Source organism: Erythrobacter cryptus DSM 12079, assembly GCF_000422985.1.
Lineage (GTDB): Bacteria > Pseudomonadota > Alphaproteobacteria > Sphingomonadales > Sphingomonadaceae > Erythrobacter > Erythrobacter cryptus.
Window position 1 is genome coordinate 78,369 of sequence record NZ_AUHC01000001.1, and the last position, 26,418, is coordinate 104,786.

Here is a 26,418-nt window from a genome sequence, read left to right on the forward strand (position 1 = left end):
CGATGGAGCTGGTCCAGGCCGGGAGCGACGTGCTCGCCGAGGCGATCGGCCGGGTGCAGGCGGAGATCGATTCGCTTTTCGATGCCCTCTTGCCCGTTCCCCAAGACACCAGCGCGCGGCTGGTCGAGGCGATGCGCTATGCCGCGATCGGCGGGGGTAAGCGGGTGCGCCCGCTCTTGGTGGTGAGCACCGCCAGCCTTTTCGGCGTGGCCCGCAACGCGGCGCTGCGCGCGGGCGCGGCGATCGAGGCGATCCATGTCTATTCGCTGATCCACGATGATCTGCCGTGCATGGACAATGACGATCTGCGCCACGGCAAGCCCACCGTGCACCGTGCTTTCGACGAGGCGACCGCGGTCCTCGCCGGCGATGCGCTCCACGCGCTCGCCTTCGAGATCCTCGCCGAGGATGCCACCAGCGAGGATCCTTTCACCCGCTCCGAACTGATCCTCACGCTCGGCCAGGCCAGCGGGATGAACGGCATGGCCGGGGGGCAGATGATGGACATGGTCGCCGATGAGGAGGGCATCACCTATGATCTGCCCGCGATCACCCGGCTGCAACAGTTGAAGACCGGGGCGCTGCTCGCCGCGGCGGTGGAGATGGGGGCGATCCTCGGCAAGGTGCCCCCGCCGGGGCGTGCGCATTTGCGCGCCTATGCCCGCGACATCGGCCTTGCCTTCCAGATCGCCGATGATCTGCTCGATGTCGAGGGCGATGCCGAAAAGGCGGGCAAGGCGCTGCGCAAGGATGCCGGGCAGGGCAAGCAGACCTTCGTCACCCTGCTCGGGGCCGAGCGGGCGCGCGAACAGGCCCGGGCGCTGGTCGATCAGGCGGTGCTGCGCCTCGCCTCCTATGGCAGCGAGGCCGATGTGCTGCGCGCGCTCGCCCGCTACATCGTCGAACGCGATCACTAGGGGCCGGCACAGGCCGCCGAGGAGAGGACAGGATCATGACACGCCGCGTCGGGATCTATCCCGGAACCTTCGATCCCATCACGCTGGGCCATGCCGATATCATCCGGCGCGGCGCCAAGCTGGTCGATCACCTCATCATCGGGGTGACCACCAATCCATCGAAGGATCCGATGTTCTCCACCGAGGAGCGCTTGCGCATGGTCACGCGCGAGGTGGCAGCGCTGGGCCTTGGCAATGTCGAGGTGGTCGGCTTCAATGCGCTGCTCGTCAAGTTCGCGCAGAAGCAGGGGGCAAGCGTAATCATCCGCGGGCTGCGCGCGGTGGCCGACTTTGAATATGAATACCAGATGGCGGGCATGAACCAGCAGCTCGACGAGCGAATCGAGACGGTGTTCCTGATGGCCGATGTCTCGCTCCAGCCGATCGCTTCCAAGCTGGTCAAGGAGATCGCGCTCTATGGCGGCGATATTGCGCCTTTCGTCAGCCCGCAGGTGTGCGCCGAGGTCAATGGCCGGGTGCGCGAGAGGGGCCTCAGGGGCGATTACTAGGGGCCGGGGGCGCGGCGACGAACATTCATTGCAGTGTCAGCCCGCCGCGGGTAAGCCTCGCCGCCAAACCGGATGAAACCATGATCAAAGCCAAGCTTGCTCCTGCCCTTCTTGCTCTCGGCGCTGCGGCGCTGGTCTGTGCCGCTGGCCCGGCCGCAGCGCAAAAGCAGCGCGATGACACCCCGCCCGTGGCCTTTGGCGAAAACGCCACCAAGGCTGACAAGGACGAGGCCCCCGCCCCGATGCGCACCTATGCGCCGGTCAATTTCGATCCGGCGGTCGATCCGGAAAATGTCTGGGTGCTCGATCTGTCGAACGGCCAGCGGGTCAAGATCCGCCTCATGCCCGATTGGGCGCCCAATCATGTCGAGCGGATCAAGACCCTGACCCGCATGGGCTTCTACAACGGGGTTCCCTTCCACCGCGTGATCGAGGGCTTCATGGCCCAGGGCGGCGATCCCAGCGGCACCGGGCAGGGCGGCAGCCAGCTTCCCGATCTCAAGGCCGAGTTCAATCCCATGCCGCATGTGCGCGGCTCTGTCTCGATGGCCCGCGCCGCGGATGAGGACAGCGCCAACAGCCAGTTCTTCATCGTCTTCTATCCGCGCTTCAGCCTCGACAAGCGCTACACCAATTTCGGCCGGGTGATCGAGAACATGGAAGGGGTGGACGCGATTGCCCGGGGCGAGCCGCCGGCCAACCCCACCTATATCCTCCAGGCCTCGCTGGGGAGCGACAACCTGCCGCCCCCGCCGCCCCCGGCAGCCGCGCAGGAGGGGCCGATCACCGCCGAAATGCTCAGCGCCCCGATGCGCTAGGGGTTTGCGCCGCCCCGCAGGGCCGCTAGGGCGCGGGGGCGATGAAGGTGGACCTGTTCGATTTCGACCTCCCGCAGGAGCTGATCGCGCTGCGCCCAGTGCGCCCGCGCGATGCGGCGCGGATGCTGGTGGTGCGCGGGGGCGATGCGCCTTTCGAGGATTGCGGCGTGCGCGATCTGCCGCGCCTGCTGGCCCCCGGCGATGTGCTGGTGTTCAACGACACGCGGGTGATCCCGGCCCAGCTCGAAGGCCGCCGGGCCGATGGCGCGGCGCGGATCGGGGCGACGCTGCACAAGCGGGTTGATCTGCGCCGCTGGCAGGCATTCCTGCGCAACGCCAGGCGGGTGAAGATCGGCGACCGGCTGATCTTTGGCGGTGGGGTGAGCGCGCGGGCCGAGGAGCGCCACGAGGATGGCTCGTTCACCTTGTTCTTCGAGGGGGACGAGCCGGTCGAGGTGCTGCTGACCCGCGCCGGCACCATGCCGCTACCGCCCTATATCGCCAGCAAACGCGGGGTCGATGCACAGGACCGCGAGGATTACCAGACCATCTTCGCGCGCGAGGATGGCGCCGTTGCCGCCCCCACCGCCTCGCTCCATTTCACCCCACGCCTCATCGATGCGATCGATGCCGCCGGGATCGGCCGGGCGGTGCTCACGCTCCATGTCGGGGCGGGCACCTTCCTGCCGGTCAAGGCCGAGGATACCGATGACCACCGGATGCACGCCGAGTTCGGCCGCATCTCACAGGCCACGGCAGATCGGCTCAACGCCGCGCGGGCTGCCGGCGGGCGGATCATCGCGGTGGGCACCACCGTGCTGCGCCTGCTCGAAAGCGTGGTGGATGAGGCCGGGGTGATCCACCCCTTCGCCGGGGACACCGATATCTTCATCACCCCTGGCCACCGCTTCCGCGCCATCGATGGGCTGATGACCAATTTCCACCTGCCGCGCTCGACCCTGATGATGCTGGTGAGCGCGCTGATGGGGCGCGAGCGGATGCTGGCCGCCTATGCCCATGCCATTGCCCAGCGCTACCGCTTCTATTCCTATGGTGACTCCTCGCTGCTGCTGCCCTAAGCGGTGGCGGTGAGCGATCCGATCCTGTCCATCCGCGGCCTTGCCAAGACCTATCGCGGCGGCACCCGCGCGCTCGATGGGGTCGATCTCGACATCCGCCGGGGGGAGATCTTCGCGCTGCTCGGGCCCAATGGCGCGGGCAAGACCACGCTGATCGGCGCGGTTTGCGGGCTGGTGCGCCCGAGCGCGGGCAGCATCCACGCCTTCGGGCTTGACCTTGCGCGCGATTGGCGCGCGGCGCGGGCGCGCATCGGGCTGGTGCCGCAGGAACTGGCCACCGACATGTTCGAGACCGTGTGGCGCGCGGTTTCCTATTCGCAAGGCCTGTTCGGCAGGCGCCGCGATCCCGAGCGGCTCGAGGCGATCCTCAAGGCGCTTTCTCTGTGGGACAAGAAGGACGCGCAGATCCGCGCGCTCTCGGGCGGGATGAAGCGCCGGGTGCTGATCGCCAAGGCGCTGGCGCACGAGCCTGACCTCCTGTTCCTCGACGAGCCCACTGCCGGGGTCGATGTGGAACTGCGCAAGGGCATGTGGGAACAGATCGCCGCGCTCAAGCAGCGCGGGGTGACGATCATCCTGACAACCCATTACATCGAGGAGGCAGAGCTGATGGCCGACCGGGTCGGCATCATCCGCGGTGGGCGCATCCTGATGGTCGATGACAAGGAGGCGATGATGGAGCGGCTCGGCACCACCGAGGCGGTGATCGATCTGGCCGCGCCGCTCGCGGCGATGCCGGCGGCGCTCGGGCGCTTCCACCTAGAGCTTTCGCCCGATCGCACCCGGCTGGTCTATCGCGGCGGCACCGGCGCGGGCGGGGGTAGGGCCGAGGTCGCCCGGCTCACCCAGGCGCTGGTGCAGGCGGGCATCGCCTATGTCAGCCTCGATATCCGCGATTCCTCGCTCGAGGACATCTTCGTCGATCTGCTCGGGCGCGAGGAGGCGGCATGATCCCCTTCAACCTGACGAGCGCGCTGGCGATCTACCGGCGCGAAATGGCGCGCGCCTTTCGCACCGCTTTCCAGTCGCTGATCGCCCCGGTGCTCACCACCGCGCTTTATTTCGTGGTGTTCGGCTCGGTGATCGGCACCCGCATGGAGCCGGTGGGGGGCGTGCCCTATGGCGCCTTCATCATCCCCGGCCTCGTGATGCTGACGATGCTGGGCGAGACCACCAGCAATGCGAGCTTCGGCATCTACATGCCGCGGTTTACCGGCACGATCTACGAACTGCTTTCTGCCCCCGTGGGCGTGGCCGAGACGCTCGCTGGCTTTGTCGGGGCGGCGATGACCAAGGGGCTGATCCTTGCCGCGATCATCCTTCTGACCGCGCGGCTGTTCGTCGATTACACCATCGCCGATCCGCTCCTTGCCGTGATCTACATCATGCTGGTGGCCGCCGCCTTTGCCCTGTTCGGCTTCATCCTCGGCATCTGGGCCGACAGTTTTGAAAAGCTCGGGATCATCCCGGTGCTGGTGCTCACCCCGCTCACCTTCCTCGGCGGCACCTTCTATTCGATCCGCGATCTGCCCGCGCCGTGGGACAGGATCGCGCTCGCCAACCCCATCGCCTTTCTGGTGAGCGGGCTGCGCCACGCCTTCTACGGCACCGCGGACGTGCCCTTCGCCTTGTCGCTGGGCCTGACGCTCGGCTTCCTTCTCGCCTGCGTGATCGTGATCGCGGTGATCTTCCGCACCGGCTGGCGGCTGCGCGAATGAGGCGCGCAGGCCCGCTCGGCGAGCGGCCTTGGTCGAGTGAGGTTTGTCGTTGGGCCGAGCTTAACCGCAGCTTGTCCGCCCGTTCATGGCCGCGAAAGTGAGGCATTTCTAGGCCCTTGCGCACCGGCTGCGCCCCCTGCAACCGGTCAAGAACAAGGACCATTACCCATGAGAAACCTCGCATTCACCAAGCCTGCCATGATCGGCGCCGCGATTGGCGCGCTGGCCCTGCCGAGCATGGCCCAGGCCCAGAGCAGCGACACGCCGACGGTCGAACCCTATGTCGGCGCCTCGATCGGGATCCACGATCTGGGCATCGGCGCGCCCAATGACGATGGCGGCATCTACGGCGTTCTCGCCGGGGTCGATGTCCCGGTCGGCGAGACCTTCTTCGTCGGCGCCGAGGGCAATTTCCACTTCGGTGACGGCCCGATCGATCAGGAATATGGCATCGCCGCCCGCGCCGGGGTGCGCGTGGGCAAGACCGGCAAGGTCTTCGTGCGCGGTGGCTACCAGGAAGTCGAGCTTGACCTCGTCAACATCCTCGGCGGCAACCCCCCGCCGGGCGTGGACAACAGCGATGGGGATTACCTCGTCGGCGCCGGGGTCGAGTTTGGCCTGGGTGACAGCCCGATCAACTTCCGCGCCGGGATCGACACGATCTCCTTCGACACCACCCGTGCCAGCATCGGGGTGCTTTACAAGTTCTAAGGCGCCTTGCGGCACAAACCCGGGGGCAGGGGCCGCGCGGCGCCTGCCCCCTTTTTTGCTGCGTGGGTGACAGCGCGGCGCGGCGGCGCTAGGGCCGCACGCCTGATGAGCGAGCGCTTCTTCTTCACCCTTCACGCCACCTGCGGCAAGGCGCGCACCGGCACCATCCGCATGCTGCGCGGCGAGATCCGCACACCCGCCTTCATGCCGGTGGGCACGGCGGCCACGGTCAAGGCGATGAAGCCCGAGGCCGTGCGCGCCACCGGGGCCGACATCATCCTCGGCAACACCTATCACCTGATGCTGCGCCCCGGGGCCGAGCGGGTGGCGCGCCTCGGCGGCCTGCACCGCTTCATGAACTGGCCGCGCCCGATCCTCACCGACAGCGGCGGTTATCAGGTGATGAGCCTGAGCGCCTTGCGCAAGCTCAGCGAGGAGGGGGTGGAGTTCAAGAGCCACCTCGATGGTTCGCGCCACCTTCTCACCCCCGAGCGCTCGATGGAAATCCAGCGCCTGCTCGGCGCGGACATCGTCATGGCCTTTGACGAATGCCCCCGGGCCGATCGTCCGCGCGACGAGATCGCCGCCTCGATGGAGCTGTCGATGCGCTGGGCGCGGCGCAGCCGCGATGGCTTTGATGCCGGGGCAGAGCACGCCGCGCGCGCCGCCCTGTTCGGCATCCAGCAGGGCGCGCTCCACGAGGACCTGCGCCGCATCAGCGCCGAGCGCCTGATCGACATCGGCTTTGACGGCTATGCCGTGGGCGGGCTGGCCGTGGGCGAGGGGCAGGAGGCGATGTTCGGCGTGCTCGACTATGCGCCCGACATGCTCCCGGCCGACAAGCCCCGCTATCTCATGGGGGTGGGCAAGCCCGATGACCTCGTCGGCGCGGTCGAGAGGGGCATCGACATGTTCGATTGCGTGCTGCCGACGCGCTCGGGCCGCAACGGGCAGGCGTTTACGTGGAACGGGCCGCTCAATCTCAGGAACGCGCGCTATGCCGAAGATAGCGGCCCGCTCGATCCGCGCTGCACCTGCCCGGTGTGCCGCGATTACAGCCGCGCCTATCTCCACCACCTCGTCAAATCGGGGGAGATGCTCGGCGCCATGCTGCTCACCGAGCATAACCTCAGCTTCTATCAGGCCTTGATGGAGGGGATGCGCGGTGCCATTGCCTCGGGCACCTTCCCCGATTTTGCCGCCCGCTTCCGGCGCGATTACCTGGGACGATCCTGATTGATGACCGATCGCGCTGCCAAAGCCCCCGAAGACTGCACCACCATGGCCGAAGTGCGCGCCGGGGTGGATGCGCTCGATGCCGAACTGGTGGCGCTGCTGGCGAGGCGCTTTGCCTACATGCGCGCCGCCGCCCGGATCAAGGAAAGCCGCGAGGCGGTGCGCGACGAGGCGAGGAAGGCGCGGGTGATCGCCGCCGCGGTGGCCGCAGCCGAGGCCCGCGGCCTGCCCGGCGATGTGATCGCCGAGATCTGGGAGCGCCTCGTCGAAGGCTCGATCGCTTACGAATTTGCCGAGTGGGATCGGATCAGGGGCTGACCTTTTCCCCGAGAAAGGCGGCGAGGCGCGGCTGTTTCTTCTGCGGTGCCTTCTGGCGGATCGATCGCGCGAGCCTTGCGACCTTGGCTTCCCACCTGGCGATATTGCGCGGCGGGGTGTTTTCACCCACCGGTCCCAGCGACAGCGTGCGCACCGGTGCAAAGCCGCAAAAGCCGAGGATTTGCCCCTTCCAGCGCCGGATCACCGGGTTGCCGTAATACCATTTGAGCACGAAGGGCGGGGTGTCCATCGTGACGATCAGATCGGCCGAGCGGCCCTGCATCAGCCTGTCCCACCAGGGATCGCCGACATGATAGGCAAAAGTGAATTTCGGCAGGAACAGCCGGTCGATCAGGCCTTTCAATTCGGCCGGTTCGGCGCCCCACCACATCGGGAAGGCCACCACCAGATGATCGCAGGCGTCAAGTTGCACCGCCAGATTTGCAAGATCCGCTTCCCATTCGGTGCAGCGCTTGTAGCCGTGGCGGAGCACAGGCGAGAAGGCGAGATCGCGCGCTGCCACACGGGTGATCTCGACCGCTGAAGGCAAGGCGGCGGCATAGATATCGAGCAGATGGCTCGTCAGCCGGGCCTTGTCGGGGTGCCCGTCGAGCAGCAGCACTTTCATCGGTGAAGCCGGCCCCAGCTGTCAGCAGTCGCGGCGATGATGGCTGAGGCCTGCGCAAAAGAAAAGGGCGACCCCACAGGGCCGCCCTTCTTTGCCTTGGAACTGCGCCTTGCGATCAGCGCGAATAGAATTCGACCACCAGGTTGGGTTCCATCGTCACCGGGTAGGGCACCTCGTCGAGCTTGGGCACGCGGGTGAACACCACCTTGTCGGTGCCGTCGGGCATGACATAATCGGGAATGTCGCGTTCGGCCAGGCTCTGCGCCTCGATCACGAGGGCCATTTCCTTGGCCTTGGCCCCGAGGCTGATGACATCGCCCACCGCCACGCGGCGCGAGGCGATGTTGCACTTCTGCCCGTTCACATAAATATGCCCGTGGCTCACCAGCTGGCGCGCGGCGAAGATGGTGGGCGCAAACTTGGCGCGATAGACCACCATGTCGAGCCGCTGCTCGAGCAGGCCGATGAGGTTCTGGCTGGTGTCACCCTTCATCCGCGCCGCCTCGGCATAGGTGCGCTTGAACTGCTTTTCGGTGACATCGCCATAATAGCCCTTGAGCTTCTGCTTGGCGCGCAGCTGCAGGCCATAATCGCTCATCTTGCCCTTGCGGCGCTGGCCGTGCTGGCCGGGGCCATAGGACCGCTTGTTGACGGGCGAATTGGGGCGACCCCAGATGTTCTCGCCCATCCGGCGGTCAAGCTTGTACTTGGCGCTCTTGCGCTTCGACATGTGCCTTGTCCTTCAATGTGCTGGATTGCCCCTGTGGCAACCATTCCACCCGGCTTCGCACCATCCGCCCGCAAGGGGGCGGATGCGGCCACTGCTTCACCGGGGTGCAGGGCCCATTTGCGAAGGCGCGCGCATAGCAGGAACGCCGCCGCGGTCAAGCCCCGGGGCTGCCGCGGGCCTATTCCTCGCCGCGCGGCGGACGCTCGAGCGCGCTCAGCACGCCGCGCAGGGTGCGCACCTCGAGGTGGTTCCAGCCGGGCTTGGTGAGGATGCCGCGCAGCGTGCGCCGGGTCGCCTCGGCGCGGGTTTCGGGCAGGAAATAGCCGCGCGGGGCGAGCAGTGCCTCGAAATGGGCGATCAGCGCATCTAGCTCCGCTTGCGGGGCAGGGGGCAGGGCTTCCTCAGCAGTGGGCTGGGCCAGCGTGGCGGTGCTCGCCGCGCCGAGTTCGCGCGCCATGCGCGACCATTCATAGGCCACCAGCACCACCGCCTGGGCAAGATTGAGCGAGCCGAACTCGGGATTGATCGGGATGGTCAGGATCGCGCGGGCAAGAGCGACATCCTCGGTCTCGAGGCCCGAGCGCTCCGGCCCGAACAGCACCGCGTGGCGACCGGGCTGAGTCACCACCAGCCGCCCGGCGTCGTCGGGGCCAATCACCGGGCGGGTGACGCCGCGCTTTCGCACCGTGGTGGCATAGACATGCTGGCAATCGGCGACGGCCTCGGCGGTGGTGTCAAACACCTTGGCGCCGGCGAGCACCTCGTCCGCGCCTGAGGCCGCCGGACCGGCGGCGGGATTGGGCCAGCCATCGCGCGGGGCGACGAGGCGCAGCTCGGTAAGGGAGAAATTGAGCATGGCGCGCGCCGCCTTGCCGATGTTCTCGCCCAGTTGCGGGCGCACCAGCACGATCACCGGCCGATTGGGATCCTCTGCCATCTTCGCCCTAATCTTTCGCGGCTTGCTGCACGGTGCTGGCAAATTTCTCGAAGTCGCGCGCCTCGGAGAAATCGCGATAGACGCTGGCAAAGCGGATATAGGCGACCGAATCGATCTGCCGCAGCCCTTCCATCACCAATTCGCCGATATGGCTCGAGGGCACCTCGGCCTCGCCGGAGGCTTCGACCTGGCGCTGGATCCCGCTCACCAGCTGATCGAGCCGCTCCTGATCGATCCCGCGCTTGCGGCAGGCCAGCGCGATCGATTGTTCGAGCTTGGCGCGGTCGAAGGGCTCGCGCCGGTCGCCCGACTTGATCACCACCACCTCGCGCAGCTGCACCCGCTCGAAGGTGGTGAAGCGCGCGCCGCAGGAGGAGCATTGCCGCCGCCGCCGGATCGCCGTGCCATCTTCGGTCGGGCGGCTGTCCTTTACCTGGGTGTCATCGTGGGCGCAGAAAGGGCAGCGCATTCAGGGGCTTATTTGCGGATGCGTTGATAGAGCGCGAAGCCCGCACCGGCGATGAGGCCGACCGGCCAGGACACCACCGGGAGCAGCGCCCCGGCAAGCGCGCCGATCGCCGCGCCGGTGAGCACCGGGGCGGTGGAGGGGTGATTGAGGCCTTCCTTGCCCATGCCGATGATCTCGGCCTTGGCGTCCTCGATAAGGTCCTGCGGCCTTTGCGGATCGTGGTTCATCGCCTGCCTCACATGCCCGGATAGACGGGGAAGGCCGCGCACAGCTCAGCAACCCGCGCGCGCACACTTTCTTCCACCTGCGCATCGCCTTCGGGGCCGTTCTTGGCCACCCCTTCGACCACTTCGGCGATCAGCCGGCCGATGGTGCCAAACTCCTCGGGGCCAAAGCCGCGGGTGGTGCCCGCCGGGGTGCCGAGGCGAATGCCGCTGGTGACGAAGGGCGAGCGGGTGTCGAAGGGAATCGAGTTCTTGTTGCAGGTGATGAAGGCGCGATCGAGCGCCTTTTCGGCATCCTTGCCCGTCACCCCCTTGGCGGTGAGATCGACCAGCATCGAGTGGTTGTCGGTGCCGCCGCTGACGATCCTGAGGCCGCTTTCCTCAAGGCTTGCCGCCAGCGCCCGGGCGTTCTCGACGATGCGCCGGGCATAGTCGCGGAAGGAGGGATCGAGCGCTTCCCTGAAGGCCACCGCCTTGGCGGCAATGATGTGCATCAAGGGCCCGCCCTGAAGCCCGGGGAACACCGCCATGTTCAAAGGCTTGGTGAACTTCTCGTCGTTCCACAGGATGATGCCCGAGCGCGGCCCGCGCAAGGACTTGTGGGTGGTGGAGGTGACGATGTCGCAATGCGGGAAGGGCGAGGGGTGCGCGCCGCCGGCAACCAGGCCCGAGATATGGCTCATGTCGCACAGCAGCACCGCGCCCACCTCATCGGCAATGGCGCGGAAGGCGGCAAAGTCCCAGGTGCGCGAATAGGCGGTGCCGCCGCAGATGATGAGCTTGGGCCGGTGCGCGCGCGCCTTGGCGGCCACCTCGTCCATGTCGATCGTCTCGCTCTCGCGCGAAACGCCATAGGAGACGACATTGAACCACTTGCCGCTGACATTGACCGGCGAGCCATGGGTGAGGTGCCCGCCCGAATTGAGATCGAGCCCCATGAAGGTGTCGCCCGGATTGAGGAGGGCGAGGAACACCGCCTGGTTCATCTGCGAGCCGGAATTGGGCTGCACATTGGCAAAGTTGCAGCCGAACAGCTGCTTGGCGCGTTCAATCGCCAGGGTTTCGACCACGTCGGCATATTCGCAGCCGCCGTAATAGCGCTTGCCCGGATAGCCTTCGGCATATTTGTTGGTGAAGACGCTGCCCGCCGCCTCGAGCACCGCGCGGCTGGCGATGTTCTCGCTTGCGATCAGCTCGATCTTGTCGCGCTGGCGCGCAAGTTCCTTGGCGATGGCTGCGGCGATCTCGGGATCGGCGGCGGCAAGATCATGGTGCCAGAAGCCGTGCATCGGATCGGCAGCGGCGGCGCGGGCGGCAAAGTCGAGAGGGGCGGTGCTCATTGGTGGGTCTCGATATGGTCGGGCAGGAAGGGCGGCTGTGACAGCTTGCCGACCCGGCGCTGGTGGCGCCCGGCCGGATCGCCGGCATCGGCAAATTCGGTATCGAGGAAGGTGGCGATGCAGGCCTTGGCCATCTCCAGACCTACGAGCCGCGCGCCCAAAGCGATGCAATTGGCATCATTGTGCTCACGCGCGAGCGCGGCCGAGAGCGGCTCGCTCACCAGCGCGCAGCGCACCTGCGGGTGGCGGTTGACGCTGATCGAGATGCCGATGCCGCTGCCGCACAGGGCAATGCCATATTCCACCGTGCCTTCGGCGATAATCTCGGCGAGGCGATAGCCGTAATCGGGGTAATCGACGCTCACCCCCGGCGGCGGCCCGAGATCGGCGACCTCGTGGCCTTCCTCGATGAGCCATTCGGCAAGGTCGGCCTTGAGTTCGACCGCGGCATGATCGGAGGCGATGGCGATGCGCATGGGCGTGCCATAATCGCATGGACGCGGATTCTCCACCCCTTGCCGGCGGGTTTTTCGACCAGCGCCATGGCCTGCGCTTTACCGGGGCGAAAGGGGGGCAGGGCTATTGTCGCTTGCCATGCCGCCGCCCACACCCCGCCTGTCTGCCGAGCAATGGCTCGCGCGCGTCTTTGCCGATGCGGCGCCGCGCCATGTGGGCACGGGCTGGATCAGCGGCATCCTCGGGATCGTGCTGGGGCTGCTCGCGCTCCTTGCGGTGCTGTGCCTCAACTTCCCGCAATACCTCACCCTGCCCGAATTGCGCAGCCGCTATCCGCTCGATCTGGTGCGGCTTGCGATCGACGTGGGGCTGCTCGCGGGGATGGCGCTGTCGGGCCTGTCGCTGCTCTTGCGGCGCAAGAAGGCGCTCGGGGTGGCGGGGCTTGCCCTTGCCGGCGCGGCGCTGGCGCTGGGCGCGGGGGGCGCTGAGATCCCGCGCGTGGGCGAGGCCCGCATCTATCTTGCGCTCGATTGGTTCGTGCTCGGGGTGATCACCACCGCGGCGCTGTTCGTGCCGCTCGAGCGCGCCTTTCCGCTGCGCCGTGGTCAGGGGGTCTTTCGCAGGGGCTGGCTCACCGACACGCAATATTTCTTCGCCAGCCACGTACTGGCGCAGGTGATGAGCGTGGCGGTGCTTGCGCCGGCGGTGGCGCTGGGCGCGGTGCTGGCGCTGCCGCAGGCCCAGGCGGCGGTGGAGGGCCTGCCGTGGCTGGTGCAATGGGCGATGTGCGTGCTGGTGGCTGACCTTGCGCAATATGGCGTCCACCGCGCCTTTCATGCGGTGCCGCTCTTGTGGCGCTTTCACAAGGTACACCACTCGGTCGAGGCGATGGACTGGCTCGCCGGATCGCGGCTGCACCTCGTTGACGTGATCGTCACGCGCGGCCTTGTGTTGCTGGCGCTGCTGGTGGCGGGCTTTGCCGAGAGCGTGGTCTATGCCTATCTCGCGCTCGTCAGCTTCCACGCGGTGTTCATCCACGCCAATTTCGCGCCGAGATGGGGGTGGCTCGAACGCTGGGTCGCCATGCCGCGCTTCCACCACTGGCACCACGCCCGGGAGGCCGAGGCGCGCGATGTGAACTTTGCCGTTCACCTGCCGATGATCGACCGCTGGTTCGGCACCTGTCACATGCCGGAAGGGCGCTGGCCGGAGGGCTACGGCCTTGCCGATGAACGCGCGCCCGAGGGTTGGGCGCGCCAACTGGTCTGGCCCTTGCGCCGCCGCGCGTGAATGGCCCCGCCGAAGCGGGGCCTTCGCTCCCTATTGATCGAGGAACGAGCGCATCTTGCGGCTGCGGCTCGGGTGCTTGAGCTTCCTCAGCGCCTTGGCCTCGATCTGGCGGATGCGCTCGCGCGTCACGCTGAACTGCTGGCCGACTTCCTCGAGCGTGTGATCGGTGTTCATGCCGATGCCGAAGCGCATCCTCAGCACGCGCTCCTCGCGCGGGGTGAGGCTGGCGAGCACGCGGGTGACGGTTTCCTTGAGGTTGGCCTGGATCGCCGCATCCACCGGGATCACCGCGTTCTTGTCCTCGATGAAATCGCCGAGGTGGCTGTCTTCCTCGTCCCCGATCGGGGTTTCGAGGGAAATCGGCTCCTTGGCGATCTTCATCACCTTGCGCACCTTCTCGAGCGGCATCGAGAGGCGCGCGGCCATTTCCTCTGGCGTCGGCTCGCGGCCTTCCTCGTGGAGGAACTGGCGGCTGGTGCGCACCAGCTTGTTGATCGTCTCGATCATGTGCACCGGAATGCGGATGGTGCGGGCTTGGTCCGCGATCGAACGGGTGATCGCCTGGCGGATCCACCACGTCGCATAAGTGGAGAACTTGTAGCCGCGGCGGTATTCGAACTTGTCCACCGCCTTCATCAACCCGATGTTGCCTTCCTGAATGAGATCAAGGAATTGCAACCCCCGATTGGTGTATTTCTTGGCGATGGAAATAACCAGGCGCAGGTTCGCCTCGACCATTTCCTTCTTGGCGATGCGCGCCTCGCGCTCGCCCTTCTGCACCATGTTGACGATGCGGCGGAACTCGGGAAGGCTCATGCCGGTCTGCGCGGCAATATCGGCGATCTCGGCGCGGATGCGCTCGATCGCCTCGCCCTCGCGCTCGAGGAAGGCGGCCCATTTCTTGTCCTTCTTCGCCCGCTCCTTGATCCAGCCATCGTCAAGCTCGTTGCCGACATAGGCCTCGAGAAAATCGGCGCGCTTGATCTTGTGGCGCTCAGCCAGGCGCAGCATCTGCCCGCCCAGCGTGGTCAGGCGGCGGTTGAAGGCATAGAGATTGTCGACCAGGAACTCGATCTTGGTGGCGTGGAACTGCACGCTTTCGACCTCGGCGGTCAGCTCCTCGCGCAGCTGTTCGTAACGCGCCTCCTTGGCCGCGGGGAAGGTGTTGCCCGCGGCAAGGGTTGCCACCCGTTCGGCCTGGAGCTTCTCGAAATCCTTGAACAGCCGGGTGATGCGGGCGAAGCGTTCGAGCGCCTCGGGCTTCAATGCGGCTTCCATCTGCGCGAGGCTCAAGGTGTTGTCGTCATCATCATCATTCTCGGCGCCCTCGGCCATCTTGTCGGCCGGGGGTTCCTTGGAGAGCATGGCGTCAAGATCGAGGATCTCGCGCAGCTGCATGTCGCCGTTGTTGAGCGCCTCGGACCACTGGATGATGGCGTGGAAGGTGATCGGGCTTTCGCACAGGCCCATGATCATCATGTCGCGGCCCGCCTCGATGCGCTTGGCAATGGCGATCTCGCCCTCGCGGCTAAGCAGTTCGACCGCGCCCATCTCGCGCAGATACATGCGCACCGGATCGTCGGTGCGCTCACCGGCGGCGATCTTCTTGTTGCCGGCGCGGGCATCGCGGGCCGGGCCCTTCTTCTCGCCGTCCTCGTCCTCCTCATCGTCCTCATCGACGATCACCTCGTCGGCCTCGCCCTCCTCGGCCTCGGCCTCGGCCTCCTCGTCGCTCTCGACGATCTGCACCCCCATGTCGGCCAGCGCGGTCTGAATGTCCTCGATCTGGTCGGGGCTCATCTCGCCCGAGGGCAGCGCCTCGTTCAATTCGTCATAGGTGACATAGCCACGCTTCTTGGCCTTGCTGATGAGCTTCTTGATCGAAGCCTCGTTGAGATCGATCAGCGGGGCGTCTTCCTTTTCGGCCATAATCTTTCGTGTCTGTCCATTGCCGGGCGGCCTGCTGAGCGAGGCCGCCGATTGATCCCATGCCCGCCTGTCAGGCGGCCGCGTCACCCGATGCCCCGGGCGCATCCGGGGCCGCTGCCTTGCGGCGTCCGAAGGCCTTGAGGCGTTCCTCGATTGCCATGAGCCGTGTACGCAAACGCGCCTGTTCGGCAAACGATCCTTCCGGATCGCTGTCGAAACGCGCGATCGTGGCCGCAAGCGCAGCCTCGAGCGCCGGCCTTTCGACCAGCAGCGACACAGCCTCGGCCAGTTGCGCGCACGCATCGTCGGGATCGGTGCCTTCATCGAGAAAGGCGTAGCGGATGTCTGCCGACGGGGCGGGTTGGCCTTGCGCGCTGCATATGGCGTCTGGCGCGCGCGAATCAAGCGTTTCTGCAAGCTCGAAGAGCTTTTCGATGCGCGCCGCGGCAGCCGGCTCGCTGCGGGCGAGGCGGGCGAGCGCCTCGGCGTGGCGCGCAATCTCCTGCGGATGGCGCGCTAGCCCTGCCAGAACCGCCTCGAGCAGGCCCTGACGCTGGCCGCCCAAGGTGAGCGCGCCAAGCCGGCTGCGTGCTTCGGGGGTGAGGCCCGGCAGGGGCACCGGCGCGCCGCGCCATGTGCCCTTGGCTGCGCCCCGGCGCCCGACCTCAGAGGCGGTGCGCGCAGCGCGCGGCGGGCGCGGGGGAAAGGCAAAGGCGGAGAAGCGATCCGACAGCTCGCGGCGGTAAAGCGCCCTGATCTCGGGGTCGGCAATGGTCTCGACATGCGCCATCAGCCGCGCCTTGAGCCCGGCCTTGGCCTCGGGGGTGGCAAGGGGCGCCGCATCGCGCTCGAATTGCCAGAGCGCCTCGATCAGGCTGAGCGGCGCTTCGAGCAGCCGCTCGATCCCGGTGCGGCCCTGCTGGCGCACCAGATCGTCTGGATCCTGTCCCCGGGGCAGGCGCACGATGGCCAGCGAGCGGCCCGGCGCGAGCAGCGGCAGCGCCCGCGTGATCGCCCGCATCGCCGCGCGCTGGCCAGCGCTGTCGCCATCGAAGCACAAGAGCGGCACCTCGGCGAGGCGCCAGAGCAGTTCGAGCTGCATCTCGGTGAGCGCGGTGCCGAGCGGGGCGACCGCCTCGGCGATCCCGGCGCTGGCGAGCGCGATCACGTCCATGTAGCCTTCCACCACCACCACCCGGCCGCTCTGGCGCACCGCCGGGGCGGCGCGGTGGAGATTGTAGAGCGTGCGACCCTTGTCGAAGAGCTCGGTGTCGGGCGAATTGAGATACTTGGCGAGGCCCTCGCGCGGGGTGAGGATGCGCCCGCCAAAGGCGATCACCCGCCCGCGCGGATCGTGGATCGGCAGCATCAGGCGGCCACGGAAGCGGTCATAGCGCTCGCCCGCCTCGCTCGCGGCGCGCAGCCCGGCCGCCTCGAGCATCGGCTCGCCGAAATGGCCGAGCGCGCGGCCCAGCGCGTGGCGATCATCGGGCGCCCAGCCAAAGCCGAAGGTGCGGCAAAGTTCGGGCGCAAAGCCGCGCTGCGCGAGATAGGCGCGTGCCGCCGCCCCGCCGGGTGCGGCCAGGCTCTCGGCAAAGAAGCGCTGGGCGGCCTCGGTCACATCGATGAGGCTGGCGCGCGCTTCGGCCTTCCTCGCGGCGGCAGGATCGGGGGCGGGCACTTCCATCCCCGCCATGCTGGCAAGTTCCTTGATCGCATCGAGGAAGGAGAGGCCCACATGATCGACCATCCAGCTGATCGCATCGCCATGCGCGCCGCAGCCGAAGCAGTGATAGAACTGCTTGGCATCATTGACATAGAAGCTCGGGGTCTTCTCCTCGTGGAACGGGCAGCAGCCCTTCCACTCGCGCCCCGCCCGCGTCAGCTTGACGCTGCGCTGGACGAGCGCCGAGAGCGTGAGGCGCGCGCGCAGCTCGTCCTTCCATTGCGGGGTGATGGCCATGGGCACAGGTTGCGCGCGCTGGGCGGCGCTTGCAAGCGCCGGCTGTGGAAGGCTCTGTGGCTTTGGCCGACCGGCGCCGGCCGGGGTGGCTTTGGCGCCCGCGATCTAGGCGAGCGCCGCCTTGACGAGGCTGCTCGCCAGCCGGGCATCGAGCACGGCCCCGTGCCGCTCCTTGAGCGCGGCCATCACCGCGCCCATGTCCTTGATGCTGGTGGCGCCCAGTTCCTCTTTGATCGCGGCGATGGCGGCGGCGGTTTGGGCCTCGTCCATCATCCGCGGCAGGAACTCCTCGATCACAGCGAGTTCGGCGCGCTCGGCCGCGGCCAGCTCGGGGCGCCCTCCGGCCTCGTAGAGCTCGATCGATTCGCGCCGCTGCTTGGCCATTTTCTGGAGCACGCCCGTCACCAGCGCGTCATCGGGGGTGGGCTTGGCGGCGGTGCGTTCCTCGATGTCGCGGTCCTTGATCTTGGCGGCGATCTGGCGCAGCGCCGCGGTGCGCGCCTTGTCGCCGGCCTTCATCGCCGCGATCGTGGCGGCCTTGATGTCATCCCTGATCATGCTTGTCTCATTCCTGTGGAAGGCTGTGCTGGCGTGCGCCTCTAACGCAAAGCGCCGGCCAAGCCTAGGTTGACGGGGCGGGCAGCGGCGCCTAGCGGACAAAACTTAGCACCATCGCCGGATCACCTGTAACGGAGCGCCCCATGGCCGACCCCGCATCTTCGCTTGCGCAGCCCCCGGGCGCGACCGGAGTCCTCGTTCTGGCCGATGGCACGGTGATCTGGGGGCGCGGCTTCGGCGCTCATGGCAGCGCCGTGGGCGAGGTGTGCTTCAACACCGCGATGACCGGCTATCAGGAGGTGATGACCGATCCCAGCTATGCGGCGCAGATCGTCACCTTCACCTTCCCGCATATCGGCAATGTCGGGGCCAATCCCGAGGATATCGAAAGCCGGGTCGAGGGCGCGGTGGGCTGCGTGGTGCGCGAGGAGGTAACCGAGCCGTCCAACTTCCGCAGCATCGAGCGCTTTACTGAATGGATGGCGCGCCAGGGCAAGATCGGCCTTTCGGGCGTGGATACCCGCGCGCTCACCCGCCGCATCCGCCTTTCGGGCGCGCCCAATGCGGTGATCGCTCATGCGCCCGATGGCATGTTCGATATCCCGGCGCTGGTGAAGCGCGCGGCCGAATGGCCGGGGCTGGAGGGCATGGACCTTGCCATCCGCGTCACCCGCGAGGCGCCCGAGCGCTGGGAGGGCGGGCCGTGGCGCCTCGGCAAGGGCTATGGCCGGGCGGCCTTCGATTCCCGCCCGCACGTGGTGGCGATCGATTATGGCGCCAAGGACAATATCTTCCGCAACCTCGCGCGTGCCGGGGCGCGGGTGACGGTGGTGCCCGCACGCACCAGCTTCGACGAGATCATGGCCTTGAAGCCCGACGGGGTGTTCCTCTCCAACGGCCCGGGCGATCCGGCGGCGACGGGCGAATATGCCGTGCCGGTGATCCGCGCCCTGCTCGAGGCGGATGTGCCGCTGTTCGGCATCTGCCTTGGCCACCAGTTGCTGGCGCTCGCCGCGGGCGCGAAGACGATCAAGATGCACCAGGGCCACCGCGGCGCCAACCACCCGGTGCAGCGTGTCGGGGAAGGGTGGGGGGAGACCGCCGGCCTCGTCGAGATCACCAGCATGAACCACGGCTTTGCCGTCGATGCGGCAAGCCTGCCTGAACATGTCGAGCAGACCCATGTGAGCCTGTTCGACGGCACCAATTGCGGCATTTCGATCAAGGGCAAACGCGCCTTTGCGGTGCAATACCACCCCGAAGCCTCGCCCGGCCCGCAGGACAGCTTCTACCTGTTCGAGAAGTTCGTGGGGATGCTGGGGTGAGCAACAGGCGCACCGCCTTGGCCTTGCTTGCGCTCATCCTCGCTGCCCCCGCGCTTGCCCAGAACCCGGCGATGACGCCGCGTCCGCTCGCTGAATGGCCCGGGGTCGAGCTTGTCCCCGGGGTTGCCTTTCAGGGCGATGGTGCGGTGCGGGTCGAGCCTTCGGGCGAAAGCGGGCTGCCGCTCGTCAGCTTCTGGCGCCCGGTGCTCCATGACGAGGCCTCGCGCTATCCGGTTGCCGGGCGCATGGATTGCCGCATCGCTGCGAGCGAAGGCCCCTTCGAGGAAGCCGCTTTCGATCCCGCCGCGCGCCACCGCGCCGTTGCCCGCCAGCGCCGCGATGAGGGCTTCATCGATAGCGACACCCGCGCCGCTTCGCGCGGGCAGATCAAGACCTTCGATGTCATCGGGCGGCGCGATTCCCCGCGCAGCTATTACGTGCTTTCCTATGTCATGGCCCGCGATGGCGCGCGGCTCATCGACATCCGCCGCAACTGCACCTTCATCTTCGGCAGCGCCGCCTCGCGCCCCGACGTGCTGCCGCTCGTCAACCGCTACACCCACCTCTCCTTCGCTTTTGCCGAGCAGGACACCTGATGCCCAAAAGAACCGACATTTCCTCGATCCTCGTCATCGGCGCCGGCCCGATCATCATCGGCCAGGCCTGCGAGTTCGACTATTCCGGCACTCAGGCGATCAAGGCGCTGAAGGAGGAGGGCTACCGCGTCATCCTCGTCAACTCCAACCCGGCCACGATCATGACCGATCCGGAGTTTGCCGACGCCACCTATATCGAGCCGATCACCCCTGAGATCGTCGCCAAGATCATCGCCAAGGAACGGCCCGATGCGCTGCTGCCCACGATGGGCGGGCAGACCGCGCTCAATTGCGCGCTCAAGCTCGATGAAATGGGCGTGCTCGCCCAATACGGGGTCGAGATGATCGGGGCCAAGGCCGATGCCATCGACAAGGCCGAAAACCGCCAGCGCTTCCGCGAGGCGATGGACAAGATCGGGCTGGAAAGCGCGCGCTCGGGCGTCGCCAACACGCTCGAGGAGGCCCGCGCCGTGCTCGAGCGCACCGGCCTTCCGGCGATCATCCGCCCCAGCTTCACCCTCGGCGGCACCGGCGGCGGGATCGCCTATAACCGCGCCGAGTTCGACCGCATCGTCGCCGAGGGCCTCGCCGCCTCGCCCACCAATGAAGTCCTGATCGAGGAATCGCTTCTCGGCTGGAAGGAGTTCGAGATGGAGGTGGTGCGCGATGCCAAGGACAATGCCATCATCGTCTGCTCGATCGAGAATGTCGATCCGATGGGGGTGCACACCGGCGATTCGATCACGGTCGCCCCGGCCCTGACGCTCACCGACAAGGAATATCAAATCATGCGCTCGGCCAGCATCGCGGTGCTGCGCGAGATCGGGGTGGAGACTGGCGGCTCCAACGTGCAATTCGCCGTCAACCCCAAGGACGGGCGGCTGATCGTGATCGAAATGAACCCGCGCGTCAGCCGCTCCTCGGCGCTCGCCTCCAAGGCCACCGGCTTTCCCATCGCCCGCATCGCCGCCAAGCTGGCGGTGGGCTACACCCTCGATGAGCTGACCAACGAGATCACCGGGGCGACCCCGGCGAGCTTCGAGCCGACGATCGACTATGTCGTCACCAAGATCCCGCGCTTTGCCTTCGAGAAGTTCAAGGGCACGCCCACCGATCTTTCCACCTCGATGAAATCGGTGGGCGAGGTGATGGCGATCGGGCGCTCGTTCAAGGAAAGCCTGCAAAAGGCGCTGCGCGGGCTGGAAACGGGGCTTGATGGCTTCAACCGCGTGCCCGAGCTTGAGGGCCAGCCGCGCGAGGTGATCACCGCCGCGCTTGCCCGGCGCACCCCCGATCGGCTGCTCAAGGTCGGCCAGGCCTTCCGCGAGGGGCTGAGCGTCGAGGAGATCGCCGCGGTCACCCATTATGATCCCTGGTTCCTGCGCCAGATCGCCGAGATCATCGCCGCCGAACAGGAGGTGCAGCGCGAGGGCCTGCCGATCGATGCGGCGGGCCTCAGGCGCCTTAAGGCCATGGGGTTTTCCGACCGGCGCCTCGCCACGCTCGCGGTGCGCTCGGTGGGGGTGGCCGGCGGCCTGGCCGAAACCCAGGCGCGGCGTTCCGGCCTGCTCCACGATGCGCTGGTCGCCATGGCCGGGGCCACCAGCGCGGCCGAGGTGCGCGCGCTGCGCCACCGGCTCGGGGTGTTCCCGGTGTTCAAGCGCATCGATTCCTGCGCCGCTGAGTTCGAGGCGATCACGCCTTACATGTATTCGACCTACGAGGCGCCGAGCTTCGGTGCACCCGAGTGCGAGGCCGCGCCCTCCGATCGCCGCAAGATCGTGATCCTCGGCGGCGGGCCCAACCGCATCGGCCAGGGGATCGAGTTCGATTATGCCTGCGTCCATGCCTGCTTTGCCCTGGCTGAAGCGGGGTTCGAGACGATCATGGTCAATTGCAACCCCGAGACCGTCTCGACCGATTACGACACCTCCGACCGGCTCTATTTCGAGCCGCTCACCGCCGAGGACGTGCTCGAGATCTTGAGGGTCGAGGCGGCGCGCGGCGAGCTCGTTGGGGTGATCGTCCAGTTCGGCGGGCAGACGCCGTTGAAGCTCGCTCAGGCGCTCGCCGATGCCGGGATCCCGATCCTCGGCACCTCGCCCGATGCCATCGACCTTGCCGAGGACCGCGAGCGCTTTGCCAAGCTGGTGAGCAAATTGAAGCTCAGGCAGCCCGAAAACGGCATTGCCCGCAGCCGTGACGAGGCCGCCGCGGTGGCCGCGCGCATTGGCTATCCGGTGCTGCTGCGGCCTTCCTACGTGCTCGGCGGGCGGGCGATGGAGATCGTCGATTCCGAAGCCCAGCTCGATGATTACATCGCCACCGCGGTCACGGTTTCCGGGGATTCCCCGGTGCTGATCGACCAATATCTGCGCGATGCGATCGAGTGCGATGTCGATGCCCTGTGCGATGGCAAGGAGGTGCGCATCGCCGGGGTGATGCAGCATATCGAGGAAGCCGGGGTCCATTCGGGCGACAGCGCCTGCACCCTGCCGCCCTATTCGCTGCCAGGCGATATCGTCGCCGAGATGGAGCGCCAGGCCGAGGCGATGGCCTTTGCCCTTGGCGTCAAGGGGCTGATGAACATCCAGTTCGCGGTCAAGGACGGGACTGTCTATCTCATCGAGGTCAACCCCCGCGCCAGCCGCACCGTGCCCTTCGTCGCCAAGGCGATCGGCCAGCCCGTGGCCAAGATCGCCGCGCGGGTGATGGCGGGCGAGCCCTTGAGCAATTTCCCGCCGTTCCGCCGCGATCTGCCCTATATGGCGGTGAAGGAGGCGGTGTTCCCCTTCAGCCGCTTTCCCGGCGCCGATCCGGTGCTCAGCCCGGAGATGAAATCGACCGGCGAGGTGATGGGGATCGACACCAGCTTCGAGGCCGCCTTCCTCAAGTCGCAGCTTGGCGCCGGGATGGTGCCGCCGCAATCGGGCACGGTCTTCGTCAGCGTCAAGAACAGCGACAAGCCGGTCATCGTGCCGGCGGTCAAGCGGCTGATCGAACACGGTTTTCGTGTGATCGCCACGGGCGGCACGCAAGCCTATCTGGCCGAGCAGGGGCTGGCGGTGGAACGGATCAACAAGGTGGCCGAGGGCCAGCCGCACATTGTTGACAAGATTATCGATGGCGAGATCGCGCTCATCTTCAACACCACCGAAGGCTGGCAGTCGCTGCGCGATTCGCAGTCGATCCGCCAGGCGGCGCTGGCTGGCAAGGTGCCTTATTACACCACCGCGGCGGCCTCGCTGGCGGTGGCCGCGGCGATCGCGGCGATCCGCCCCGATCAGCTTGAAGTGTGCAGCCTGCAGGACTATTATGGCAATTGACTGACACTTCCCCCCATCGGCAGGCAGCGCTTACCGCCGTGATCGGGCGGCAGCGCGGGCTTTGTCCGGCGCGGCGGGGGTGTTCGCGACAGACGAGAAGGCATGATTATGGCGACGATGGAAAAGGTCCCGATGCTGGCCGAGGGCTACGAGCGGCTCACCGCCGATCTCAAGGCGCTGCGCGAGGAGCGCCCCAGGATCGTCGAGGCGATCGAGGAAGCCCGCGCCCATGGCGATCTGTCCGAGAATGCCGAATACCACGCCGCCAAGGAACGCCAGGGCCAGATCGAGGCGCAGATCGCCGAGCTTGAAGACAAGGTCAGCCGGGCGCAGATCATCGATCCGACCACGCTTTCGGGCGACAAGATCATCTTCGGCGCCACCGTCACCCTGCTTGATGAGGACGACAAGCCGGTGCGCTACCAGATCGTCGGCCAGACCGAGGCCGATGCCAAGAAGGGGCGCATCTCCTACAACTCGCCGCTGGCGCGCGCGCTGATCGGCAAGCAGGTGGGCGACGAGATCGAGGTCACCGTGCCTTCGGGTGAGAAGTTCTACGTCGTCGAGAAGATCGAGTTCATCTGAAGGCGCGCGCAAGGGTCGATGGCGCTCCCGCCGATGCGGCCATTCGCCGAAAGGCGCCTCGCGCGGCATTTCCGTGCCGCCGGGGCGGTGAGCATGGCCGATGCGATCGCCTATGCCCCGAGGGGCGCGGCTGACGCGCGCGCCTTTGCCCGGCTCAAGGGCGCCGATGTGCTGCGCACCGACGGGCAGGGCCGCTGGTGGCTCGACGAGACGCGCTGGGGCGCGCGCCGTTCCGATCGCCGCACCCGGGCGGTGGCGGCGCTGCTTGCGGTGGGCGTGGCGGCGGCGATCGCGGCGCTGCGCTAGAGAGGGGCTCGGCCTCGCGCGCTTTGGCCGCGCCTTGCCCGCGCTCTGGCGCAGCTTTGCCCGGGCTTTACCCGTTCTCCTTATGTTTCACGTGAAACATTGCGCTGGTCAGGCGAGGCGCTTTTCCATCGCATAATTGTGGATCGCGACCTCGCGGCCCTCGAACGGAATCATGAAATCGCGGCGGTGGAGAAGGCTGTATCCGGCCCGTTCGAACACGGGCCTTGCCAGCTCGCTCGCCTCGGTGAGGATCCGCGTCAGGCCGAGCGCCCGCGCCGCCTGCTCGACCTCGTTCAGGAGGTGTCTGGCAAGGCCGGTGCCGGTGTGATCGGGGTGGCAATAGAGCATGTCGAGATGCCCGTCCGGCTCCAGCACGACATAGGCGATGGGAATGTCCCCGCCATCAACCGCGACGCGGATGATATCGCCCTTCGCCGCGCCTGCCACCAGCCGCTCGGGCGAATAGCGCGCCGACCATGCCGCGACCTGATCGGGCGAATAGGCCGCCAGCGCGGTCTGCCCGATCGCCGCCAGCGTCAGCGCGGCAATCGCGGGTGCATCACCCTCCCGATAGCCGCGCGTGACCGCCATGGGCCGGCTCAGTCCTCGGGCGTCAGCAGCTTGTGGATAGGGACCACCACATATTTCATCTCGGCATCATCCACGGTGCGCTGCGCCTGGGCGCGCCAGGCATCGACCGCGGCCTCGTAGGAACTGAACACGCCGACGACGTGGATGCTCTCGGGATCCTGGAATTCATAGCCGCGCGGGTCCTTGACCCGGCCGCCCATCACCAGGTGCAGCTGCTGGGGTGGGGTGGTTACTGCCATCTTGTTCACCTTGGGGAGGATTTTTGGGAGGGGGGATTTCTGGTGGAGGATTTGCGCCGGCGCCCCTAGCCGCAGGCGCGCGCCGCCGCAAGTCCTCGCCCTGCCGCTCAGCCTTGCCGCTTGGCGGCAAGCTCGCGGGCGGCGCGCCGCGCGGCGCTGCGGGCATGGCGGGCAAGGGCCGCGCCGCGCCTCTTGGTCCCTCGAGCCGCGGCGGCGGCCTCCGCGCCGAGCGCCTGGGCCTTGGCGCTGGCTGCCGCGCCGAGGGCCTCGGCGCGCTCCTGCCCCTCGCGCCCGGCGGCCATGGCCTCGTCGATCAGCGCAAGCACCCATGCCATCGCCGCCTCACCCAGCAGCCGACCGAGCCTGCTGCCGGTGGAGGAAGCCGCGCGGCGCACGCTGCTTGCCGCACCGCTTCCGGCCCCGCGCACCGCCTTGCCGGTGCCGGCCAGCGCGCTTGCCGCAAGAGTGCGCCCCGGGCGGGTGATGAGGCCAAGTGCGAGCCCGAGCGCCAGCGCCCCGCCGATCACGGTGAGCGGATGGGCGCGGGTATAGTCAGCCGCGGCGCTGGCAGCGGCGCGGGCCTGATCGGCAAGGCTGCGCGCGGCATTGCGGCGTTCGGCCGCCTCGATCCGGGCGCGCAGCGCGTCACGGCGGTGATCGGCGGGAAGGGGGGTGGGCACGTTCATGCGGGGTTTCCTTCTGGTGCAAGCGTGGCTGGCGCGGGAGCGGGGGGCTCGGCAGGCGCGGCAGGCGCGGCCGGGGCCGGGGGCGCTGCGCCTTCATCCGCGAGTGCGTTGGCTTCGTCGCCCTCGGCTTCCTCATCCTCGGGTCCGAACAGCCATTGCGCGATCGGCCCGCGTGCGAGGAACAGCACCAGCGCCCCCACGAGGAGCGCCAGCACCCCCTTGCGGTCCCCAGCGAGGCTGCGCGCCTCGTCGAGCACGTCGCGCGCCCCGGCGGCGATGCGCGCCCCGATGGTCGCGCGCACCTCGGCCGAAATCCGCGCTGCGATCCCCTGTTCGGCCAGCGCCGCGCGCAGCCGGGCCAGATCGTCGGCCAGCACCGCGCGCGCGGCATCGCGCAGCCGCCGGTCCTCGATGAAGCTCTTGGGCAGGCGGGTCACGGCGCCTCTCCCGGGCCGAACAGCGCGGCGAGCAGCCGTCCATCGCGCAAGGCCGCCCACAGCAACCCGCCAACCCCCAGCAGCAGCACCCCGACGACGATCGCGATCGCGCCCCAGATCGTCACCAGCGGGGCGAGCGCGATCATCACTCCCACGGCCAGCGCAATCAGCGCGAGGTTGAGCATCAGCAGCGCCAGCACCAGCGCGGTGAGCGCCCGCCCCACCGCCTTGCCGGCAAGCGCGGCGCGGGTCTTCTGGAAGGCGATCTCGGCCTCGGCATAGGTACGCGCATCATCGACGAGCGCGGCAAGATCGGCGCGCAGCCCGCCTGCCTCGGCCTCAGGCGACGCCGCTTGCCCCAGCGCTTCGGGGTCGGGTTCGGCGGCATGCTCCTGCGGCGTGGGGGCCGCGCCGGGCTCGCTCTCGTGCATCGCCTCGCTGCCTGCCCGTCCAGCCTT

At 67.6% G+C, this 26,418-nt stretch carries 30 protein-coding genes; 15 read left to right on the plus strand and 15 right to left on the minus strand.

Features of this window, described 5'->3' with window-relative positions; all coding sequences use genetic code 11:
• Window positions 1–2: 2 nt before the first annotated feature.
• From G524_RS0100370 to G524_RS0100410, 9 genes are all read left to right on the plus strand, one after another.
• Complete coding sequence (locus G524_RS0100370; protein ID WP_027441921.1) at window positions 3–917, plus strand: polyprenyl synthetase family protein; 915 nt, start codon at window positions 3–5, stop codon at window positions 915–917.
• 35 nt (window positions 918–952) lie between these two features.
• Complete coding sequence (gene coaD, locus G524_RS0100375; RefSeq protein WP_027441922.1) at window positions 953–1,465, plus strand: pantetheine-phosphate adenylyltransferase; 513 nt, start codon at window positions 953–955, stop codon at window positions 1,463–1,465.
• Window positions 1,466–1,545: 80 nt separating this feature from the next.
• Entirely contained in the window at window positions 1,546–2,283 is a 738-nt protein-coding gene (locus G524_RS0100380; RefSeq protein WP_027441923.1) for a peptidylprolyl isomerase, read from the plus strand.
• A 41-nt stretch (window positions 2,284–2,324) separates the two neighbouring features.
• Window positions 2,325–3,362, plus strand: coding sequence for a tRNA preQ1(34) S-adenosylmethionine ribosyltransferase-isomerase QueA (gene queA, locus G524_RS0100385; protein WP_027441924.1), 1,038 nt, complete (start codon window positions 2,325–2,327; stop codon window positions 3,360–3,362).
• A 9-nt stretch (window positions 3,363–3,371) separates the two neighbouring features.
• Window positions 3,372–4,313 (plus strand): ABC transporter ATP-binding protein, encoded by a 942-nt coding sequence (locus G524_RS0100390; RefSeq protein ID WP_027441925.1) that lies wholly within the window; start codon window positions 3,372–3,374, stop codon window positions 4,311–4,313.
• Window positions 4,310–5,080, plus strand: coding sequence for an ABC transporter permease (locus tag G524_RS0100395; protein WP_027441926.1), 771 nt, complete (start codon window positions 4,310–4,312; stop codon window positions 5,078–5,080). The genes G524_RS0100390 and G524_RS0100395 overlap by 4 nt, the downstream gene beginning before the upstream one ends.
• A 168-nt stretch (window positions 5,081–5,248) precedes the next feature.
• Entirely contained in the window at window positions 5,249–5,791 is a 543-nt protein-coding gene (locus G524_RS16165) for an outer membrane beta-barrel protein (protein ID WP_051220790.1), read from the plus strand.
• Window positions 5,792–5,896: 105 nt separating this feature from the next.
• A complete protein-coding gene (gene tgt, locus G524_RS0100405; RefSeq protein WP_027441927.1) occupies window positions 5,897–7,027 on the plus strand; it encodes a tRNA guanosine(34) transglycosylase Tgt in 1,131 nt (376 codons plus the stop codon).
• Between the two features lie 3 nt (window positions 7,028–7,030).
• The gene (locus G524_RS0100410) at window positions 7,031–7,345 is read left to right on the plus strand and encodes a chorismate mutase (RefSeq protein WP_027441928.1); all 315 of its coding nucleotides are present in this window, start codon (window positions 7,031–7,033) and stop codon (window positions 7,343–7,345) included.
• Here the strand turns inward: G524_RS0100410 and G524_RS0100415 are convergent.
• The 7 genes from G524_RS0100415 to G524_RS0100445 all read right to left on the minus strand — a co-directional run bounded on the left by G524_RS0100415 (window position 7,335) and on the right by G524_RS0100445 (window position 12,149).
• On the minus strand, window positions 7,335–7,973 hold the full coding sequence (locus tag G524_RS0100415; protein WP_027441929.1) for an NAD(P)H-dependent oxidoreductase: 639 nt from the start codon (window positions 7,971–7,973) through the stop codon (window positions 7,335–7,337). The two genes, G524_RS0100410 and G524_RS0100415, sit on opposite strands and share 11 nt — an antisense overlap.
• A gap of 115 nt (window positions 7,974–8,088) precedes the next feature.
• Window positions 8,089–8,703, minus strand: a complete 615-nt coding sequence (gene rpsD, locus G524_RS0100420) for a 30S ribosomal protein S4 (protein ID WP_027441930.1) — start codon at window positions 8,701–8,703, stop codon at window positions 8,089–8,091.
• A gap of 178 nt (window positions 8,704–8,881) precedes the next feature.
• On the minus strand, window positions 8,882–9,640 hold the full coding sequence (locus tag G524_RS0100425; RefSeq protein ID WP_027441931.1) for an RNA methyltransferase: 759 nt from the start codon (window positions 9,638–9,640) through the stop codon (window positions 8,882–8,884).
• A gap of 7 nt (window positions 9,641–9,647) precedes the next feature.
• Complete coding sequence (nrdR, locus tag G524_RS0100430) at window positions 9,648–10,109, minus strand: transcriptional regulator NrdR (protein ID WP_027441932.1); 462 nt, start codon at window positions 10,107–10,109, stop codon at window positions 9,648–9,650.
• A gap of 8 nt (window positions 10,110–10,117) precedes the next feature.
• Complete coding sequence (locus G524_RS0100435; protein WP_027441933.1) at window positions 10,118–10,336, minus strand: hypothetical protein; 219 nt, start codon at window positions 10,334–10,336, stop codon at window positions 10,118–10,120.
• A gap of 8 nt (window positions 10,337–10,344) precedes the next feature.
• Window positions 10,345–11,673 (minus strand): serine hydroxymethyltransferase, encoded by a 1,329-nt coding sequence (gene glyA / locus G524_RS0100440; protein WP_027441934.1) that lies wholly within the window; start codon window positions 11,671–11,673, stop codon window positions 10,345–10,347.
• Window positions 11,670–12,149, minus strand: coding sequence for an RpiB/LacA/LacB family sugar-phosphate isomerase (locus G524_RS0100445; protein ID WP_027441935.1), 480 nt, complete (start codon window positions 12,147–12,149; stop codon window positions 11,670–11,672). The genes glyA and G524_RS0100445 overlap by 4 nt, the downstream gene beginning before the upstream one ends.
• 118 nt (window positions 12,150–12,267) lie before the next feature.
• Between G524_RS0100445 and G524_RS0100450 the strand changes: the two genes are divergently transcribed.
• Window positions 12,268–13,419 carry a sterol desaturase family protein gene (locus G524_RS0100450; protein ID WP_084624992.1) on the plus strand — a complete coding sequence of 384 codons (1,152 nt, stop codon included), beginning with the start codon at window positions 12,268–12,270 and terminating at the stop codon, window positions 13,417–13,419.
• 30 nt (window positions 13,420–13,449) lie between these two features.
• On the opposite strand, the gene rpoD is transcribed toward G524_RS0100450, so the two are convergent.
• The 3 genes from rpoD to G524_RS0100465 all read right to left on the minus strand — a co-directional run bounded on the left by rpoD (window position 13,450) and on the right by G524_RS0100465 (window position 17,869).
• Window positions 13,450–15,348 (minus strand): RNA polymerase sigma factor RpoD, encoded by a 1,899-nt coding sequence (gene rpoD / locus G524_RS0100455; protein ID WP_027441937.1) that lies wholly within the window; start codon window positions 15,346–15,348, stop codon window positions 13,450–13,452.
• A 70-nt stretch (window positions 15,349–15,418) separates the two neighbouring features.
• On the minus strand, window positions 15,419–17,311 hold the full coding sequence (dnaG, locus tag G524_RS0100460) for a DNA primase (RefSeq protein ID WP_036857020.1): 1,893 nt from the start codon (window positions 17,309–17,311) through the stop codon (window positions 15,419–15,421).
• Window positions 17,312–17,416: 105 nt separating this feature from the next.
• Window positions 17,417–17,869: a GatB/YqeY domain-containing protein gene (locus G524_RS0100465; protein ID WP_027441939.1), complete on the minus strand. Its 453-nt coding sequence runs from the start codon at window positions 17,867–17,869 to the stop codon at window positions 17,417–17,419.
• 143 nt (window positions 17,870–18,012) lie between these two features.
• Here G524_RS0100465 and carA point away from each other — a divergent pair, with 143 nt between their 5' ends.
• The 5 genes from carA (at window position 18,013) to G524_RS14525 (ending at window position 24,007) form a co-directional block, all read left to right on the plus strand.
• A complete protein-coding gene (carA, locus tag G524_RS0100470; RefSeq protein ID WP_027441940.1) occupies window positions 18,013–19,194 on the plus strand; it encodes a glutamine-hydrolyzing carbamoyl-phosphate synthase small subunit in 1,182 nt (393 codons plus the stop codon).
• A 17-nt stretch (window positions 19,195–19,211) separates the two neighbouring features.
• Window positions 19,212–19,790, plus strand: a complete 579-nt coding sequence (locus tag G524_RS0100475) for a hypothetical protein (protein WP_027441941.1) — start codon at window positions 19,212–19,214, stop codon at window positions 19,788–19,790.
• Window positions 19,790–23,116, plus strand: a complete 3,327-nt coding sequence (gene carB / locus G524_RS0100480; protein ID WP_027441942.1) for a carbamoyl-phosphate synthase large subunit — start codon at window positions 19,790–19,792, stop codon at window positions 23,114–23,116. Before G524_RS0100475 ends, carB begins: the two co-directional genes overlap by 1 nt.
• Before the next feature lie 108 nt (window positions 23,117–23,224).
• The gene (gene greA, locus G524_RS0100485) at window positions 23,225–23,701 is read left to right on the plus strand and encodes a transcription elongation factor GreA (RefSeq protein WP_027441943.1); all 477 of its coding nucleotides are present in this window, start codon (window positions 23,225–23,227) and stop codon (window positions 23,699–23,701) included.
• A gap of 33 nt (window positions 23,702–23,734) precedes the next feature.
• Complete coding sequence (locus tag G524_RS14525; RefSeq protein WP_156893969.1) at window positions 23,735–24,007, plus strand: hypothetical protein; 273 nt, start codon at window positions 23,735–23,737, stop codon at window positions 24,005–24,007.
• A 108-nt stretch (window positions 24,008–24,115) separates the two neighbouring features.
• Here G524_RS14525 and G524_RS0100495 read toward each other — a convergent pair whose 3' ends face one another.
• The 5 genes from G524_RS0100495 to G524_RS14535 all read right to left on the minus strand — a co-directional run bounded on the left by G524_RS0100495 (window position 24,116) and on the right by G524_RS14535 (window position 26,391).
• Window positions 24,116–24,598 carry a GNAT family N-acetyltransferase gene (locus tag G524_RS0100495; protein WP_027441944.1) on the minus strand — a complete coding sequence of 161 codons (483 nt, stop codon included), beginning with the start codon at window positions 24,596–24,598 and terminating at the stop codon, window positions 24,116–24,118.
• A gap of 8 nt (window positions 24,599–24,606) precedes the next feature.
• A complete protein-coding gene (locus G524_RS0100500) occupies window positions 24,607–24,837 on the minus strand; it encodes a DUF4170 domain-containing protein (protein ID WP_036857149.1) in 231 nt (76 codons plus the stop codon).
• A gap of 107 nt (window positions 24,838–24,944) precedes the next feature.
• The gene (locus tag G524_RS16170) at window positions 24,945–25,523 is read right to left on the minus strand and encodes a hypothetical protein (RefSeq protein ID WP_051220791.1); all 579 of its coding nucleotides are present in this window, start codon (window positions 25,521–25,523) and stop codon (window positions 24,945–24,947) included.
• Complete coding sequence (locus tag G524_RS0100510) at window positions 25,520–25,960, minus strand: hypothetical protein (RefSeq protein ID WP_027441946.1); 441 nt, start codon at window positions 25,958–25,960, stop codon at window positions 25,520–25,522. Before G524_RS0100510 ends, G524_RS16170 begins: the two co-directional genes overlap by 4 nt.
• Window positions 25,957–26,391, minus strand: a complete 435-nt coding sequence (locus G524_RS14535) for a hypothetical protein (RefSeq protein ID WP_051220792.1) — start codon at window positions 26,389–26,391, stop codon at window positions 25,957–25,959. Before G524_RS14535 ends, G524_RS0100510 begins: the two co-directional genes overlap by 4 nt.
• Window positions 26,392–26,418: the final 27 nt, after the last annotated feature.